The following is a 16,665-nucleotide window of genomic DNA, read 5'->3' on the forward strand; positions in this document are numbered from 1 at the left end:
GGCGAGGCCCGCCGCAGGACGGGCGTGCGGGTTGCGGACGCTTTTGAGCACCAGACCGTCCACAACTCGCACGCATTTCCACAACGTGCGGGTTGTGGACGCTTCCCCATCCCAGACCGTCCGCAACCCGCACGCACCCCGGCCTCGCCCGCGTCCCGCCCTCCTGCCGAGGGGGCAGCCCCGGCGGGGGCCGCCCCCTCCCCACCGATAGGAGATCCGATGACCAACGCAGCAGCCCACCACGACCCCTGGAGAATGGGCTTCCACATCATGCCGCCCACCGGCTGGCTCAACGACCCCAACGGGCTCTGCCAGCTCGGCGGCACCTATCACGTGTTCTTCCAGTACAGCCCCGACTGGCCGGCCCCGCACGCGCCGCGCGGCTGGGGGCACTTCGTGAGCGACGACCTCACCCACTGGCGCGCCGTAGGCCGCGACTTTGCCATCGCCCCCGACACGCCCGACGAGGCCTCGGGTGCCTACTCCGGCTGCGCCGTGCCCGTGGAAGGCGGCGCGCGCCTCTACTACACCGGCAACGTCAAGGAGCCCGGTGACTTCGACTACATTACTGCTGGCCGGCGCGCCACGCAGATCCTCGTGGAGGCCACGGCAGACCCAACAGCCCCCGGCGGCCTTGCCCTGGGCGAGAAGGACGTGCTGCTGAGAAACGCTGACTACCCGGACTTCTGCACCTGCCACGTGCGCGACCCCAAGGTCTGGCACGAGGACGGCGCGTGGTGGATGATCCTGGGCGCGCGCGACCTCGATGACCACGGCCTCGCGCTCGTGCTGCGCTCGGAGGACGGCGTGGCCTGGGCAAACGCCGGGACCGTGCGCGCGACGGAGCCCCTCGGCTACATGTGGGAGTGCCCGGACCGCATCGAGCTCGGCGGCCGGGAGTGGCTCTCGGTCTGCCCACAGGGCATGCAGGACCGCCCTTGGGCCAACGGCATCCGCGACCAGGCGGGCTACCTGCCCCTTCCCGCCGGCGAGAAGCTCGGGCACGCGGGCGAGCTCTACCTCGACCCCGCGGGGTTCTGCCGCTGGGACTGCGGCTTCGACTTCTACGCGCCGCAGACCTTCGTCGACGAGTCCGGCCGCACGGTCCTTCTCGCCTGGATGGGGCTCCCGGACGCCGGCTTCGAGAGCGCCCCGGACGGTCTGGGCTGGTGCCACTGCCTCACGGTCCCGCGCGAGGTCACGGCGGGCGCGGACGGGGCGCTGCTCCAGCGGCCCGTCTCCGAGCTCGAGGCGCTGCGCGGCGCGCGCCACGAGCTCGCGGGGGACGGGACGCTCGCGCTCGCGGAGCACCGGGCGGACGTCCTTCTCCCCAACGTGACGGGACCGGTCGAGCTCGCGCTCGACGGGGCGCTCCGCGTGGCGTGCGCCGACGGGCTGGTGCGCCTCGAGTTTCTCGACGAGCGCGTGGGCGCGGGCCGCACGGTCCGCAAGGCCGCCTGCGACGGCGTCTCGAGCCTGCGCATCCTCGTGGACAGCTCGGCCGTGGAGGTCTACGTCAACGACGGGCGGGTCGTGCTCTCGACCCGCTGGTTCCCCCGCTCCCCCGCCCTCACGCTCGAGGCGCGCGGCGCGTCACCGTGCCTTGTGTGGGAGATGGGCGACGGCATGAAGGGGTGCTACGAGCTTGTGTAACAATGGCGGGGCCCCCGACGTCTCCCGAGAGGAACCCATGGCCACAGACCTCACGAACGCCCCACTGCCGGACGAGCCCGCCAACGGCTCGTTCGTCGCGCACGACGCCGCCCTCGAGCGCGCCGAGAGGGGCGTGGCCGCGCTCGCCGCCGCACGCTCCGACCGCTGGTACCCCACCTTCCACGTGGCCTCCCCGGGCGGCTGGATCAACGACCCCAACGGCCTCTGCTTCTTTGGGGGTCGCTGGCACGCCTTCTACCAGCTCCATCCCTTTGGCACCACGTGGGGCCCCATGCACTGGGGCCACGCGTCGAGCGCCGACCTCGCGCACTGGCGCACCGAGCCCGTCGCCCTGGCGCCGAGCCTCGAGGCCGAGCGCGACGGCGTCTACTCGGGCTCCGCCGTCGTGGGCGACGACGGCGTGCTCAACGTGGTCTACACAGCCCACCGCTGGCGTGACGTGCGCGACGAGACCGCCGGGAACCTCGAGGTCCAGTGCCTCGCCACCTCGCGAGACGGCGTGCGCTTCGAGAAGCGCGGCGTGGTGATCGCCAACCCCGCGGGCCTGCGCGACTTCCGCGACCCCAAGGTCTGGCGCCAGGGCGACGCGTGGCTCGCGGTGGTGGGGCGGCGCGCGGCGGACGGCCGCGGCGAGATCGCGCTCTTCTCCTCCGAGGACCTGCGCGCCTGGAGCTACGAGGGCGTGGTCTACCGCCACCCCGACCCGCGCGTCTTCATGCTCGAGTGCCCGGACCTCTTTGAGCTCGCCGCCCCGGACGGCGAGCGGCGCTGGGTGCTCTGCTTCTCGGCCATGGGCGCCCGGGCGCACGGCTACCGCAACCGCAACTTCAACAACGCCGGCTACCTGGTGGGCACGTGGCGTCCCGGCGCGACGTTCGAGCCGCAGACGGACTTCCTCCCGCTCGACTGGGGGCAGAACTTCTACGCCCCGCAGACCCTGGAGGCACCGGACGGCCGCCGCATCCTGATGGGGTGGATGAGCCCCAACGGCGGCCCCCTGCCGACCCAGCAGGACGGCTGGTGCGGGCAGCTCACGGTGCCGCGCGAGCTCTCGCTCGCCGGGGACGGGACGCTCAGGCAGGAGCCGGCCCGCGAGCTCGAGACGCTCTGGGGGCCGGCGCGCGAGCTCGGCCCGATCGAGCTCGCCGCAAACGAGGAGCTTGAGGTCGAGAAGGACGCCGGCGTCGCGTGCGTCGAGGCCACGCTCGACCTCGCCGCCTCGACGGCGGAGCGCGGCGGCCTCAAGCTGCACGCCGCCGCGGACGGCGGGTACACGTACGTGGCCTACGACGACCAGGCGCGCCGCGTGGTCCTCGACCGGCAGGCCGCGCGCGTGGGCGAGCGCGGCTATCGCGCGGCCCCCGTCCCCGCGAGCGCGCTCGCCACCGGCGAGCTCAGGCTGCGCGTCCTTCTCGACCGTGGGTCGGTCGAGGTCTTCGCGGGCGAGGGCGAGCAGGTGCTGAGCGTCTACAGCCTCCCCGGCGCGGGCCCGCGCGCCATCCGCCTCGTGGCCGAGGGCGGCGCGCTGCGGGTGAGCCGCCTGGTCGTCCGTCGCCCGCGGGCGTAGGCCGGGGGCGGGCCCGGGGCGCCACGTCGATCCAGCGCGACCCGCTCGGCAGGAAGGTGAACCACTCCCCCAGCTCGCGCTCGAGCACGTAGGCCATCTCGGTGATGAGCTCGGGCTGGTCGCAGCAGACGGCCGCCTTGATGATGTTGACCGTGGGCGAGGGCGGGTCAAAGACGCGCGTGGCCGAGACGAGGTCCTTGTCGAGCTCGCTGATGTAGGAGCTGAGGTCGTCGATCAGGTAGGTGTTGTCGTCCTCGTAGACGGCGAGGTGCAGGCAGTCGAACATCGCGCACGTCTCAAAGAGCCGCATGACGGAGAGCGACGAGAAGACCTCGCGGTCCAGCAGCTGCCCGTCCGCAAAGACCTGCGTCCCGAGCGAGGCGACGTAGCTGATCTCGTCGGCGACGGGCTCGAGAAACCAGCGCAGCGTGTCGTAGCGCCTCCCCGAGCTCGCCACGAAGTGGACCCCGCGCTCCCGCAGGGCGCGGATGAGCTCAAGAGATGCGGCGGGCAGAGACTCGCTTTTTTCCTCGGCTTTTCTTGACGGCATCTCCCCTGTTGTAGTATCTTGTCCCTGTCTAAAAACGCGTGGACTTTTCTGGGCGCTAGCACTTTTTCGCCACGCAACCGAGCAGTCGGTTGCGTGGCTTTTTTTGTCTCGGCAGCAGGTGCCGCAAGCACCGCCAGAAGACCGGACGAGCCCCACCTTCCGACTGCAGGGAACAGACGCACGAGACGTGCGTCTGCGAGACAGCAGACGGAAGGGGGCATGATGGCAGGAACGGACATAATCAAGCAGCAGGGCGCGGGGCAGGCCAAGGCGGCGCTCCAGGTCTTTGCGGGCGGCGCCTGCTACGGCGCCATGGCCACGACCTACAAGCTCGCCTACGCCGCGGGCTTCACCTCGGCGCAGGTGGTGGCGAGCCAGGCGTGGTTCGGCTGCCTCTTCTTCGCCCTCGCCACGCTCGCGGGGCGCGCGCTCGGGCACCGCTGGCAGCACGTGGGCTGGAGGCTCGCGCTCAAGCTCATGGGCCTGGGAGCCCTCACCTGCCTCACCTCGATCCTCTACTGCTACGCCATGAGCGTGCTGCCCGCCCCGGTGGCGCTCACGCTGCTCTTCCAGTTCACGTGGCTCGGGCTCGTGTGGCAGACCGTCATGACGCGCCGGCCGCCCAAGGCCGTCCAAGTCGTCTCCGCCCTGGTCATCGTCTTCGGGACGGTCTTCGCGAGCGGCGTCTACAAGACCGGCATCGCCGGGTACGACCCCGTGGCCCTGCTCTGCGCGCTGGGGGCGGCCGTGTCCTGCTCCCTCTTCGTCACCCTCTCCGGCAAGGTCGAGGCCCCCTGCTCGTCCGAGCAGCGCGGCGTCATCGTGTGCGCGGGCTCCGTGGTCATGTCGCTCACGGTCTGCCCCGACTACCTGGTCTCGGGCGTCCTCGTCCAGGGCATCCTGCCCTTTGCCGTCATCGCCGGGTTCTTCGGCCTGCTCTGCCCGGTCCTGCTCTTCGGCATGGGCTCCCCGCACCTGCCCGCGGGCCTCTCCACCGTCATGGCCGCCGCGGAGCTCCCCGCCGGCCTGCTCATCGCCATGATCGTCCTCGGCGAGCCGCTCGGCGTCGTCGAGTGGCTGGGCGTCGCCATCATCCTCGCCGGCGTGTGCCTGGCGCAGCTGCCCTCCCTGCTCGGCGGCAGGGCGGCCCGTCGCGCCGCCGCGGGCCAGGCAGCCAGCTAGCAGTCATCCCTTCGTGAGCGGCTCCGCGCGTTCCAGGGGGAGGGCCCGAGGGCCCGGCGCGCGAGACCGCAAGACGTGGCACAGCGCCCCCCGCGAAGGTGGGGGCGCCAGAGAGAAGGAGGCACCATGCCGTTTCCAGAAGGGTTCCTGTGGGGAGGGGCCACCGCCGCCAACCAATGCGAGGGAGGCTATGACGAGGGCGGCCGCGGCCTTGCCAACGTCGACGTCATCCCGCACGGGCCGGAGCGCAACGACGTGAGCCGCGGCCTGAGGCGCATGCTCGACTTCGAGCCCGGGTACTACTACCCGGCCCAGACGGGCATCGACTTCTACCACCGCTACCGCGAGGACATAGCCCTCTTCGCGGAGATGGGCTTCAAGGTCTTTCGCCTCTCCATCACCTGGAGCCGGATCTTCCCCAACGGCGACGAGGAGGAGCCCAACGAGGCCGGGCTCGCCTTCTACGAGGACGTGTTCCGCTGCTGCCGCGAGCACGGGATCGAGCCCCTCGTGACCATCACGCACTTCGACTGCCCCATCCACCTCGTCGAGAAGTACGGCGCCTGGCGCAGCCGCACGCTCATCGACCTCTACAAGCGGCTCGTGACGGTGCTCTTCAACCGCTACCGCGGCCTCGTGCGCTGGTGGATCACGTTCAACGAGATGAACATGATCTTGCACCGTCCCTTCATGGGCGCCGGCATCGTGCTCGAGCCCAACGAGAACCCCCGCGAAGCGGAGTACCGCGCCGCGCACAACGAGCTCGTGGCGAGCGCCTGGGCCACCAAGATCGCCCACGAGGTCGACCCCGAGAACAAGGTGGGCTGCATGCTCGCCGCGGGAAGCTACTACCCCTACTCCTGCCGTCCCGAGGACGTCCGCGCCGCGCAGCTCAAGAACCAGGAGGACTTCTTCTTCGTGGACGTGCAGGCGCGCGGCCGCTATCCCGGCTACGCCCTCAGGATGCTCGAGCGCGAGGGCATCGACGTGGGCATGACCGCCGAGGACGAGCGCATCCTCGCCGAGAACACCGTCGACTTCGTCTCGTTCAGCTACTACTCCTCGCGCTGCGCCGCGGGCGACCCCGACTCCGTGGGCGGCATCGCCGAGGGCAACGCCTTCGCCGGCGTGGAGAACCCCTACGTGCGCAAGAGCGACTGGGGCTGGGTCATCGACCCGCTGGGCTTCCGCATCACGATCAACGACCTCTGGGACCGCTACCAGAAGCCGCTCTTTGTGGTGGAGAACGGCCTCGGCGCCCATGACGAGGTGCTCCCCGACGGCACGATCGAGGACGACTACCGCATCGCCTACCTGCGCGAGCACATCGAGGCCATGCGCGACGCCATCGAGCAAGACGGCGTCGAGATGCTCGGCTACACCACCTGGGGGCCAATCGACCTCGTGAGCGCAGGCTCCGGCGAGATGGAGAAGCGCTACGGCTTCATCTACGTCGACCGCGACAACCTGGGGCGCGGCACGCTCGAGCGCAGGCGCAAGAAGAGCTTCTACTGGTACCGACAGGTCATCGCCACCAACGGAGGCGACCTGGGCTAGCCGCCCGGGCAACATCCCTAAGGAGAGACTCATGGCAGGAAAGTACGACGATCTGGCCAGGTCCATACTCGAGAACGTGGGCGGCGCCGAGAACGTCACGAGCGTCGCGCACTGCATTACGCGCGTGCGCTTCAAGCTCAAGGACGAGTCGCGCGCCAGCACGCCCAAGATCGAGGCCCTGAAGGGCGTCATCCAGGTCATCCAGGCCAACGGCCAGTACCAGGTGGTCGTGGGCAACATCGTGGAGGACGTCTACGACGCGGTCCTGGAGGCCGGCGGGCTTGCGGGCGGCGGCAACGCCGCCGAGGACGAGCCTGAGGGCGAGAAGACCGTGGCGTCGGTCATCATCGACCTCATCTCGGGCATCTTCCAGCCCATCCTGGGACCGCTCGCCGCCGCGGGCATCATGAAGGGGCTTCTCGCCCTCTTCACCTACTTCGTCCCGGACTTTGCCAACGACGGCCTCTACACGCTGCTCTACACCGTGGCGGACGGCTTCTTCTACTTCCTCCCCGTCGCCCTGGCGTTCAGCGCCGCGCGCAAGTTCCGCATGAACGAGTTCACCGGCGTGGCGATAGGCGTGGCGCTCGTCTACCCGACGATGGTCGCCCTGACCTCGGGCGAGGTCCTCGGCAGCATCGACCTCGGCGTCGCCGGCACGTTCTCGTGGTACGCGACCGCCCTCGGGATCCCCATCATCATGCCCGCCTCGGGCTACGCGAGCTCGGTGATTCCCGTCCTTCTCATGGTGTGGTTCGGCTCGCTCGTGGAGCGCTGGCTCAAGGGCTGGATGCCGGCGGCGCTCAAGATGTTCCTCGTCCCGCTCGCCACGATGACGGTCTCCATCGTCCTGGGCTACCTCGTCATCGGCCCGGTGGCCACCCTCATCACCAACCTGCTGAGCGCGGCGTTCTCGTTCATCTTCCAGCTCCCCGTGGTGGGCGCGGTCCTGGGCAGCGCCCTGGTCGGCGGGCTCTGGATGTGCCTCGTCATCTTTGGCTTCCACTGGAGCCTCATCCCCATCTCCATCATGAACCTGAACACCCTCGGCCACGACTACGTGCTCGCCGCCACCATCGGGCACGGGTTCGCGCTCGGCGCGGTCATCTTCGCCATGTACCTCAGGAACAGGGACGAGCGCTTCCGCGGCATCGCCCTCCCCGCGATGATCTCCGCGTTCTTCTTCGGCGTCACCGAGCCGGGCATCTACGGCGTCGCCCTCCCCAACAAGCGCGCGTTCGTCGTGGCGTGCCTGAGCTCCGCCGTGGGCGGCGCCATCGTGGGGATGACGGGCGCCCTCATGTACATCTCGGGCGGGCTCGGCGTCTTCAACCTGCTCAACTTCATCGACGAGACCCCCGGCGGCGCCGGGATCTCCCACATGGTCTTCGCGATCGTCGCCTCGCTCGTCTCGGCGGTCCTGGCCTTCGTCATCGAGTTCGTCACCTACCGGCCTGATGCCGAGGAGGGCGCGCCCGAGCTCGCGCCCGTCCAGACCGAGTACGAGCGCGGCACCGTCTGCTCCCCCGTCACCGGCTCCGTGGTCCAGCTCTCCGAGACCGCCGACCCCGTGTTCTCCTCCGGGGCGATGGGCGCCGGCATCGCCGTGAGCCCCGCCGAGGAGACGGTCTTCTCGCCGGTCTCCGGCACCGTGCTCTCCGCCATGCCGCACGCCGTGGGCATCCTCGCCGACGACGGCTCCGAGGTACTCGTGCACGTGGGCATCGACACGGTGGAGATGGCCGGTGACGGCCTGACCTGCCACGTCCAGCAGGACGCCCGCGTGACGGCGGGAGACCCCATCGTGACCTTCTCCAAGGCCAAGGTCGCCGCGGCGGGAAAGCAGGACACGGTCTTCGTCATCGTGACCAACACCGACGACTTCGCCTCCGTCCAGCCGCGCGAGGACGGTCCCGTCACCGCCGGCAGCCCGATCATCCGCGTGACGCGCTAGCCTCCTGGCGCGTCCATCCCCTCCTGGCCCCGCCGGTCTCCCTGAACTGCCTCCCATCCCTCGGACTTTACTTTTCAGTCCAAGAAATGGGAGGCAGTTCACCCCCACCGGCGGGGCCCTTCTGTGGGTGGCCCCGCCCCGGCGGCGCTCCCCGCGCCGCGCGCGCCGCCGTTGGCCGAGAAGGGCGCGAGGCAGGCGGCACGGGCTTTCCCGAGGGGCGATAATGGGCATGGAATCGATTCCGCAAGCGAAAGGATCCAACATGTTCTCTGTCAGCGCACTGGGAGAGCTCCTCATCGACTTCACCGACGCCGGCACGTCCGAGGGCGGCCAGCAGCTGTTCGAGCGCAACGCCGGCGGCGCGCCCGCCAACGTGCTCGTGGCCCTGGAGAAGCTCGGCCACAAGACGGCGTTTCTCGGCAAGGTGGGCTGCGACATGCACGGCGAGTTCCTGCGCGCCACGCTCGAGGCCAACGGCATCGACACCACGGGCCTGATCAGCGACCCGGACGCCTTCACCACCCTCGCCTTCGTGGCCCTCTCCGCGGACGGCGAGCGCGAGTTCTCCTTCGCCCGCAAGCCCGGCGCGGACACCCGCATCGCCGCGGACGAGATCGCGCGCGACGTCATCGCCGACTCGCGCGTCTTCCACGTGGGCTCGCTCTCCCTCACCGACGAGCCCGCCCGCTCCGCCACCCTCGCCGCGCTCGCGTGCGCCCGCGAGGCCGGCTGCGTCCTCTCCTACGACCCCAACTACCGCGCGAACCTCTGGCCCTCCGCCGAGGCCGCGATGGAGCAGATGCGCGCCGTGGTGCCGCAGATGGACCTCATGAAGCTCTCCGACGAGGAGTGCGAGCTGCTCACCGGCGAGAAGGACCCGGAGGCAGCGGCGGCCGCCCTCATGGCGCGCGGCCCCAAGGTCGTGGCCGTGACGCTCGGCGCGGGCGGCGCGTACGTGCGCTGCGCCGAGGGTAGCGCCGAGGTCCCGGGCTTCCCCGCGGACGCCGTGGACGCCACGGGCGCCGGCGACTCGTTCTGGGGCGGCTTCCTCGCGGGCTTCTGCGAGAGCGGCAGGCGGCCCGAGGAGGTCACGCTCGAGGACGCCGTCTCGTTCGCGCGGCTCGGCAACGCCGTGGCCTCCCTCTGCGTGCGCAAGCGCGGCGCCATCCCGGCCATGCCGGAGCGCACCGACGTGGAGGCGCTGCTCGGGGAGTAGCGGGGCGGGTCTTGCCGCCGCGGCTGCGACCTTCCTGCAGGCCCGGGAAGCTGACGGACGTTCTCGCGGACCGAGACGTCCGCGGGCTTCCCGGGCTTGTCGTGTCTCGCGGGGGGGGCGGGAAGCGGCCGGACGTTCTTCTCGGCTGGAGCGTCCGCGGGCTTCCCGGGCCGGGGCCCGGCTCACTCCCCCAGCGCGGGGAGCAGCGCCGCGCGCCAGCGCTCCGTCAGGCGCGCAAGCGACCATGAGGCGTTGGCGGGGCTCGTGGACGGCAGCACCTCGGCGCAAATCCCCGTCACGGGCTCGAGCCAGCGCCGGTAGAGCCGGCCGGCCGCGGCACCGTTGCAGAGGACGGCGCGAATCTTGGCCGCGCGCGTGATGCGCGCCACGTCCGCCGGGACGACGTTGCGGATGGAGGCGTCGGAGGACCCGCGCACGTCGCAGCTCTCTATCACGTCCCAGAGGGCGACGCCGTGGCGCAGGAGGAGCGCCCGCTTGGCGGGGACGTCGTCAACGGCGGGCGCGGGCTCGTCGAGGAGGTCCGCCATCATCGGCCAGAAGCGGTTCCGGGGGTTGCCGTAGTAGAAGCGGTTCTCGCGCGAGAGCACCGAGGGGAACGACCCCAGCACGAGCACGCTGCTGCGCTCGTCGAAGATCGGCCCGAAGCCGTGGGATATGTGCGCGTACTCGGCCATGGCCCCATGGTAGCGCGGCGGGACCCGGGAGCACGCGACGCGTCCTCGGCCCGGGCGGGCGGGGCCCGGCGAGCGCGCCCCGACCGCCGGCGCGGCCCGCCCGCGGCGGGGGCGCTACCGGCCGCCGAGCACACGTCGCGCGCTCGGCGAGTTGTTGGCGGGAGCGGACGCTCCTCCTCGTACAGTCAGGTGAGTTGGGGCAGGTCCCACCCCGAGAGGAACCCATGCGAGAGCTCCCTTGCGACATCACCGACCCGCTGGGGCTGCACGTACAGCTCGCGGTCCTGCTCGCCAGCGAGGCTGAGCGCTGGCGCAGCTCCGTGACGCTCGAGCACGCGGGCCGCACCGTCGACGCCAAGCAGGTCCTGGAGCTCATGATGCTCGGGGTGCGCCCTGGTGAGCACGTGGTCGTGCGCGTGAGCGGGGCCGACGAGGCGACCGCGGCCGCAGCGGTCGGCGCCATCCTCAAGACGTTCTAGCCGGGCGCGGCGACTCCGCGCGGGCGGGCGGGGCGACCCCCCGGCCCGTCATCCCCGACCCCGGCCCCTAGCCGCGCACCCGAGACTCGAAGCGCCTGTAGAGCACGCCGCCGGCGGCCGCCAGCCCAACCGCGACGGCGACCGACGCGGCAGCAACGCCGTACTGCCCGCTCCCGAGGGCCGACGCCGCGACCGTCGAGGTGACGATCGAGGGAATGCGCCCGAGCGTGGCGATGGCAAGCACCGCCGAGAAGCGCATCGTCGTGAGACCGGCGAAGTAGGTGAGGAAGTCCTTGGGCGTGCCGGGGATGAGAAACACCACGAGCATCACGACCTCGAGGCGGCGGGCGTCGGCGAGCCAGCCGAAGCGCTCGAGGTGGCTCCGGTCGAAGAAGAGGCCCACGAGCGACCAGCCCCAGCGGCGCACCGCCCAGAAGATGGCGCTCGACGCCACGGCGCTCGCCACCATGCACACGAGCGTCCCCTCGAGAAAGCCGAACGCGTAGCCGCTCGCCAGCTCGACGGGCTCGCCGGGCAGGAACGCCAGCGCGATCTGCAGCGCGTTGACCCCGCCCACCGCCAGGCGCGAGAGCAGCGCATGCTCGGAGACGAAGGCGCGCACCGCCGCGGGGTCCGTCGCCCAGGCGTAGATGCCCGGCATCCAGCGCGCGCAGCACACGGCGACGAGCGCGAGCGCAGCGACGAGCGCGACCACGACGGCGAGCCTGCGCCGGGCGAGGGAGTCACGACCGCGCCGTTGGGCGAGCGCGTCGTCGCCGTCGTCCAGGCGACCGTCCCCGTCGTCGATCATGCGCCCCTCCCCTCTCTCGTCGCCATCATCTTGCCACGAACGCCGGACACGGCCCGCACCGACCGCCGACCCTTGCGCGAAGCTTACACGCGCCCGCGCGGGCGGCGCGCCCGCCGGGAGACCAGGACGAGCCCGACGGCCATCACGGCGATCGCGGCCTGGTAGAGCAGCGTCTCCGCCGCCGCTATCAGCATGCCGACGGGACCGTTGCAGCGCACTGCCACCAGCCTCCTAGAGCGTCGCCGCGTGGGCGAGCATCGCGAGGCCGAGGCAGCCGAGCGTCGACGAGGCGGCTACGCAGCACAGCAGAACCACCCGCTCCGAGACCCTTGATGCCATGTCGACCCCTTTCCGTCGCAGATCGCTCCCGGCGACCGGGGCGCGGCCGAGTCAGCGCGCCCCGCGCCGGGACGTCTACGATTGTCGGGGTTCGGGTGCCGCGTGCCCATCGATTGGGCTTACGCACGGGTGACGCTTTGGTAAGGTTGCGATCCTGCGTCAGGCGCCCGGGCAGTCGATCGCGCTGAGCGCCACGCGCACGGCCTCGTCCTCGTCGTCGGTCACCACGACGAGCTCGGGGTCGAGCGGGGAGATCGCGCCGGCCTCGAGCACCGTGCCCTCGAGCCACTCCATGAGGCCGTGCCAGTACTCGCTGCCGAACAGGACCACGGGGACCCGCGTGACCTTGTGGGTCTGCACGAGGGTGAGCAGCTCGAAGGCCTCGTCGAGCGTGCCGAAGCCACCCGGGAAGATGATGGCACCGCTCGAGTACTTGACGAACATCGTCTTGCGCACGAAGAAGTAGCGGAAGGTCATGCCGAGGTTGACCCACTTGTTGCTGCCCTGCTCGTGCGGCAGCTCGATCCCCAGTCCCACAGACTTGCCGCCGGCCTTGGCCGCGCCGCAGTTGACCGCCTCCATGATGCCCGGGCCGCCGCCGGTGATCACGGCGACGCCGGCCTCGGCAAGCTTGCGGCCCACGTGGCGCGCGGCGCGGTACATCGGGTCCGTGCGCGGGGTGCGCGCCGAGCCGAAGCACGTGACGGCCGGACCCAGCTCCGCGAGCGCGCCGAACCCGTCGACGAACTCGGCCTGGATGCGCAGCACGCGCCAGGGGTCCATGTGCAGCCAGTCGGTGGACTCCTCCGGCGCGAGCAGGTTTCCGGTCGTGGTGCTGTCTGGGATCATCGGGCCGCGCATGATTACGGGGCCGCGGTGGTAGGTGGTGCCGAGGGGGTTGTCGTGGCTCTCGGCCGGGGTCTTCTCGTCTGCCATGGCTGTCCTTTCGTCGGGTGCACAACGCTACGCGCGCCGCGTCAGCGGCGGGTAAGCGAGGCATATTCGTTGTGTACCCATTTGCGAGGCGCGCGGCTCTTCTCGCCGGCGTCATGGGCTCCCCCTTACGCCTCTGATACGGAAAGGCCCCGCCGTGCCCGCCACTCGTCCTCAAGGAGCCAGGTCAGCTGGTCGAGCGGTTCATCAGCGTCCTCGTACCACTCCGGGCGCAGCCCATCGTCGGCGCAGGCATCGGAGATCATGGAGTCCAGGCAGTCGCCCTCCGTCATCGCAGTGCCCTCGACCAGGTAGACGCAGTCGTTTCGCCGCACGCAGAGAAAGCCGCCCGGGACGCTCGAGCCGCCCTCGCTCACCACGGCAAGCTCGTTTCCGTCCTCGTCGAGAAACGCGACGCCCGCGGAGTAGCCGCCCAACATGGGCTCCGGCGGAAAGAGCTCCTCGAGCAGGAGCTGTCCCGCGCGGCCGTCCCACCTGTCGAAGGAGGTGGACTCGAACGCGGCGAGCGCGTCAGAGATCACGGTCGGGTCGTCCGTGTAGCGGCACCCCTCCGGACCAAGCCGGGGATAGCAGTCCACGCGAATCGCCGAGACGCGCGCGGCGGCGTCGGCGCTCTCGAAGAGGCTCACCCGAGCGGGAGCGGCGGCCTGCTGCGCGGAAAGCTCCACAAAGCGCGTGAGCGGCGGCGTCAGCCAGAGGGCGAGCGCGACGAACACGGCCGCGATGCAGACGGCCAGGCCGATCTTGGTCCTTCTCGCCAGCGTCATGGGCGCTCCCTTCACAGGCGATTGAACCATCGTAGCGCGCGGCGAGGACGTGCTCGGGCAGTTGTCGGTCTCCGGCAAGGCCGGGCCCCGCGTCGCGTCGGGAACGACACGACCCCGCGCGGCACCGCCCGCGAGCCCTCCGCGCGACCCCGCGTCTCCCGAAAGGCCCGTCTCGTCCGAAACCCCCTGCGATTGGGTGGCATCTTTGATATGACGGACGCCCGAGCATCAAAGATAGTGCCCAATCCCCGGAAAAACGTGGCTCAATGCGGCAAAAGCGGCGAGAAGGACGTTGCGGGACAGCGCTCGATATCAATGATGCCACCCAATCGCGCAGGGTTTGCGCCGCAGGGGGCATCGGGCGAGACGCAAGGTGCCGGAAACACCCAATCGCACGCGTTTTGTGGCAGCAGGCTCGCGGCAGCCGGCTCGCGGCGCCGGGCTCCGGCAGCCGGCTCGCGGCGCACCCGGCTCGCGGCGCACCGGGCCCCGCCGGGGTCGCGCCGCGGGACGCGAGGCGATGAAGCCGCACGTTCTTCTCGTCGGCGCGAACGCGCGCTACGCCAGGCCGAGCGCCGTCCCCACGAGCCGCACCGCGAGCGCCACGACCCATGCCACGCCGCACTGCATGGCGATGATCGCCCACATCATCTTCGTCCCCAGCTCGTTTCTCACCGCGGAGACAGCCGCCACGCACGGCGTGTAGAGCAGCGTGAACGTGAGGAACACGAAGGCCGTGAGCGGCGTGAAGAGCCCGGCGAGCCCGGCCGTGGACCCGCCGAGCAGCACCGTCAGCGTGGCCACGACGTTCTCCTTGGCGCCGAAGCCCGCCGCGAGCGCCGCGGAGGCCTGCCACGTGCCAAAGCCGAGCGGGGCAAAGACGGGCGCGAGCAGGGCGCCCAGCGCGGCGAGCATGCTCGCGCTCTGGTCGTCGACCACGTTGAGGCGCAGGTCGAAGGTCTGCAGGAACCAGATGACCACGCTCGCCACGAAGATGATCGTGAACGCCTTGGTGGCGAACCCCTTGGCCTTGTCCCAGGCCAGCCGCAGCGTGGTCTTGGCGCTCGGCAGGCGGTAGTTGGGCAGCTCCATCACAAACGGCACCGGGTCGCCTCGGAAGGCGGTTCGCTTGAGCACGAGCGCCACGAGCACGCCGACCACCATGCCCAGCAGGTACAGCGAGATCATCACGAGCGGCGCGTGGTCCGGGAAGAACGCCGCCGAGAAGAGCGCGTAGACCGGCAGCTTGGCCGAGCAGCTCATGAACGGCGTGAGCATCACCGTCATCTTGCGGTCGTGCTCGGAGGGAAGCGTGCGCGTGGCCATGATCGCCGGCACCGAGCAGCCGAACCCGATGAGCATGGGCACGAAGCTCCTCCCGGAGAGGCCGAGCTTGCGCAGCAGGCGGTCCATCACGAAGGCGACGCGCGCCATGTACCCGGAGTCCTCGAGCACCGAGAGCAGGATGAAGAGCACCACGATGATCGGCAGGAACGAGAGCACGCTCCCCACGCCCGCGAAGACGCCGTCGATCACGAGGGCGTGCACCACGGGGTTGAGGCCAAACGCGGTGAGCGCCGCGTCGACCTGCGCCGTCACCCACTGGATGCCGAGGTCGAGCAGGTCGGAGAGCCGCTGCCCGATGACGTCGAAGGTCAGCCAGAACACGAGCGCCATGATGCCGACGAAGACGGGGATGGCGGTGTAGCGGCCGGTGAGGACGCGGTCGGCGGCCACCGAGCGCGCGTGCTCGCGGCTCTCGCGCGGCTTGACCACGCACTCGGCGCAGACGCCCTCGATGAACGAGAAGCGCATGTCCGCGAGGGCGGCCATGCGATCGCGACCGGACTCGCCCTCCATCTGCGTGATGATGTGCTCCACCGCGTCGAGCTCGTTCTGGTCGAGCCCGAGGGAGCCCATGACCAGGCGGTCGCCCTCGATGAGCTTGGTGGCGGCAAAGCGCACGGGAAGGCCCGCCGCCTCGGCGTGGTCCTGGATGATGTGGCAGATGCCGTGGATGCAGCGGTGCAGGGCGCCGCCGTCGGCGCCGCGCTCGTCGCAGAAGTCCACGCGCCCCGGGTGCTCGCGGAAGCGCGCCACGTGCAGCACGTGCTCGACGAGCTCCGAGATGCCCTCCTCGCGCGCGGCGGAGATGGGCACCACCGGGATGCCGAGCGCCGCCTCGAGGCGGTTGACGCTCACGGTCCCTCCGTTCGCCGTGAGCTCGTCCATCATGTTGAGCGCGAGCACCATCGGCCGGTCGAGCTCCATGAGCTGAAGGGTCAGGTAGAGGTTGCGCTCGATGTTGGTTGCGTCGACGATGTCGATGATGGCGTCCGGCCCGTCCTCGAGGATGAAGCGGCGGGAGACCACCTCCTCGCTCGTGTAGGGGCTCAGCGAGTAGATGCCCGGGAGGTCCGTGACCGTGGCCTCGGGGTGACCCTTGACCTGGCCGTCCTTGCGGTCCACGGTGACGCCGGGGAAGTTGCCCACGTGCTGGTTGGAGCCGGTGAGCGCGTTGAAGAGCGTCGTCTTTCCGCAGTTCTGGTTCCCGGCGAGGGCGAGCTTGAGCGGTGCCCCCTCGGGAATCGCCTTGCCCGCGCTGCGCGGCGCGTACTTCTCGCCGATCGCCGGGTGGGGCGACGCCTCGAGGCGCTCGCGGCCGCGCGGGAGGTCGTGCATGTCGTGCACGTCCGTGAGCGCGATGTGCGCCGCGTCGTCGCGGCGCAGCGTGAGCTCGTAGCCGCGCAGGCGGATCTCGATCGGGTCGCCCATGGGCGCGCGCTTCATGAGCGTGACCTCCACGCCCGGCGTCAGCCCCATGTCAAGGATGTGCTGGCGAAGCGACGGCTCGTCGCAGTTCACCGACGCGACGACCGCGTCCTTGCCGATTTCCAGCTCGTCTAGGTTCATGAGCGTC

General features: G+C 70.6%; 13 protein-coding genes and 1 pseudogene. 7 read left to right on the forward strand and 7 right to left on the reverse strand.

What is annotated here, in order from left to right:
- Positions 1 to 219 precede the first annotated feature (219 nt).
- Both BQ7106_RS04140 and BQ7106_RS04145 read left to right on the forward strand, forming a co-directional pair.
- Positions 220 to 1,653 (forward strand): glycoside hydrolase family 32 protein, encoded by a 1,434-nt coding sequence (locus tag BQ7106_RS04140; protein WP_072371676.1) that lies wholly within the window; start codon positions 220 to 222, stop codon positions 1,651 to 1,653.
- Between the two features lie 37 nt (positions 1,654 to 1,690).
- Positions 1,691 to 3,163, forward strand: a pseudogene (locus BQ7106_RS04145) (glycoside hydrolase family 32 protein); the annotation flags it as partial.
- Here the strand turns inward: BQ7106_RS04145 and BQ7106_RS04150 are convergent.
- On the reverse strand, positions 3,069 to 3,791 hold the full coding sequence (locus BQ7106_RS04150) for an HAD hydrolase family protein (RefSeq protein ID WP_072371679.1): 723 nt from the start codon (positions 3,789 to 3,791) through the stop codon (positions 3,069 to 3,071). The pseudogene BQ7106_RS04145 and the gene BQ7106_RS04150 sit on opposite strands and share 95 nt — an antisense overlap.
- Before the next feature lie 222 nt (positions 3,792 to 4,013).
- Between BQ7106_RS04150 and BQ7106_RS04155 the strand changes: the two genes are divergently transcribed.
- The 4 genes from BQ7106_RS04155 to BQ7106_RS04170 all read left to right on the forward strand — a co-directional run bounded on the left by BQ7106_RS04155 (position 4,014) and on the right by BQ7106_RS04170 (position 9,700).
- Positions 4,014 to 4,973 carry a DMT family transporter gene (locus BQ7106_RS04155; RefSeq protein WP_072372065.1) on the forward strand — a complete coding sequence of 320 codons (960 nt, stop codon included), beginning with the start codon at positions 4,014 to 4,016 and terminating at the stop codon, positions 4,971 to 4,973.
- A gap of 126 nt (positions 4,974 to 5,099) precedes the next feature.
- Complete coding sequence (locus BQ7106_RS04160) at positions 5,100 to 6,530, forward strand: 6-phospho-beta-glucosidase (RefSeq protein WP_072371682.1); 1,431 nt, start codon at positions 5,100 to 5,102, stop codon at positions 6,528 to 6,530.
- 31 nt (positions 6,531 to 6,561) lie between these two features.
- A complete protein-coding gene (locus BQ7106_RS04165) occupies positions 6,562 to 8,484 on the forward strand; it encodes a glucose PTS transporter subunit IIA (RefSeq protein WP_072371685.1) in 1,923 nt (640 codons plus the stop codon).
- 262 nt (positions 8,485 to 8,746) lie between these two features.
- The gene (locus BQ7106_RS04170) at positions 8,747 to 9,700 is read left to right on the forward strand and encodes a carbohydrate kinase family protein (RefSeq protein WP_072371689.1); all 954 of its coding nucleotides are present in this window, start codon (positions 8,747 to 8,749) and stop codon (positions 9,698 to 9,700) included.
- A gap of 182 nt (positions 9,701 to 9,882) precedes the next feature.
- Here BQ7106_RS04170 and BQ7106_RS04175 read toward each other — a convergent pair whose 3' ends face one another.
- A complete protein-coding gene (locus BQ7106_RS04175; protein ID WP_072371692.1) occupies positions 9,883 to 10,395 on the reverse strand; it encodes a DNA-deoxyinosine glycosylase in 513 nt (170 codons plus the stop codon).
- Positions 10,396 to 10,619: 224 nt separating this feature from the next.
- Between BQ7106_RS04175 and BQ7106_RS04180 the strand changes: the two genes are divergently transcribed.
- Positions 10,620 to 10,874 carry an HPr family phosphocarrier protein gene (locus tag BQ7106_RS04180; protein WP_072371696.1) on the forward strand — a complete coding sequence of 85 codons (255 nt, stop codon included), beginning with the start codon at positions 10,620 to 10,622 and terminating at the stop codon, positions 10,872 to 10,874.
- 67 nt (positions 10,875 to 10,941) lie between these two features.
- On the opposite strand, the gene BQ7106_RS04185 is transcribed toward BQ7106_RS04180, so the two are convergent.
- The 5 genes from BQ7106_RS04185 to feoB all read right to left on the reverse strand — a co-directional run bounded on the left by BQ7106_RS04185 (position 10,942) and on the right by feoB (position 16,658).
- Entirely contained in the window at positions 10,942 to 11,685 is a 744-nt protein-coding gene (locus tag BQ7106_RS04185; RefSeq protein ID WP_083526888.1) for a TVP38/TMEM64 family protein, read from the reverse strand.
- 83 nt (positions 11,686 to 11,768) lie between these two features.
- Positions 11,769 to 11,909, reverse strand: coding sequence for a hypothetical protein (locus BQ7106_RS10975; RefSeq protein ID WP_159431262.1), 141 nt, complete (start codon positions 11,907 to 11,909; stop codon positions 11,769 to 11,771).
- Positions 11,910 to 12,183: 274 nt separating this feature from the next.
- A complete protein-coding gene (locus BQ7106_RS04190) occupies positions 12,184 to 12,960 on the reverse strand; it encodes an LOG family protein (RefSeq protein ID WP_072371699.1) in 777 nt (258 codons plus the stop codon).
- A 125-nt stretch (positions 12,961 to 13,085) separates the two neighbouring features.
- Entirely contained in the window at positions 13,086 to 13,745 is a 660-nt protein-coding gene (locus BQ7106_RS04195; protein WP_072371703.1) for a hypothetical protein, read from the reverse strand.
- Between the two features lie 558 nt (positions 13,746 to 14,303).
- Entirely contained in the window at positions 14,304 to 16,658 is a 2,355-nt protein-coding gene (gene feoB, locus BQ7106_RS04200) for a ferrous iron transport protein B (RefSeq protein ID WP_072371706.1), read from the reverse strand.
- Positions 16,659 to 16,665: the final 7 nt, after the last annotated feature.

This window comes from Thermophilibacter mediterraneus (assembly GCF_900119385.1).
In the GTDB taxonomy this organism is placed as follows: domain Bacteria; phylum Actinomycetota; class Coriobacteriia; order Coriobacteriales; family Atopobiaceae; genus Thermophilibacter; species Thermophilibacter mediterraneus.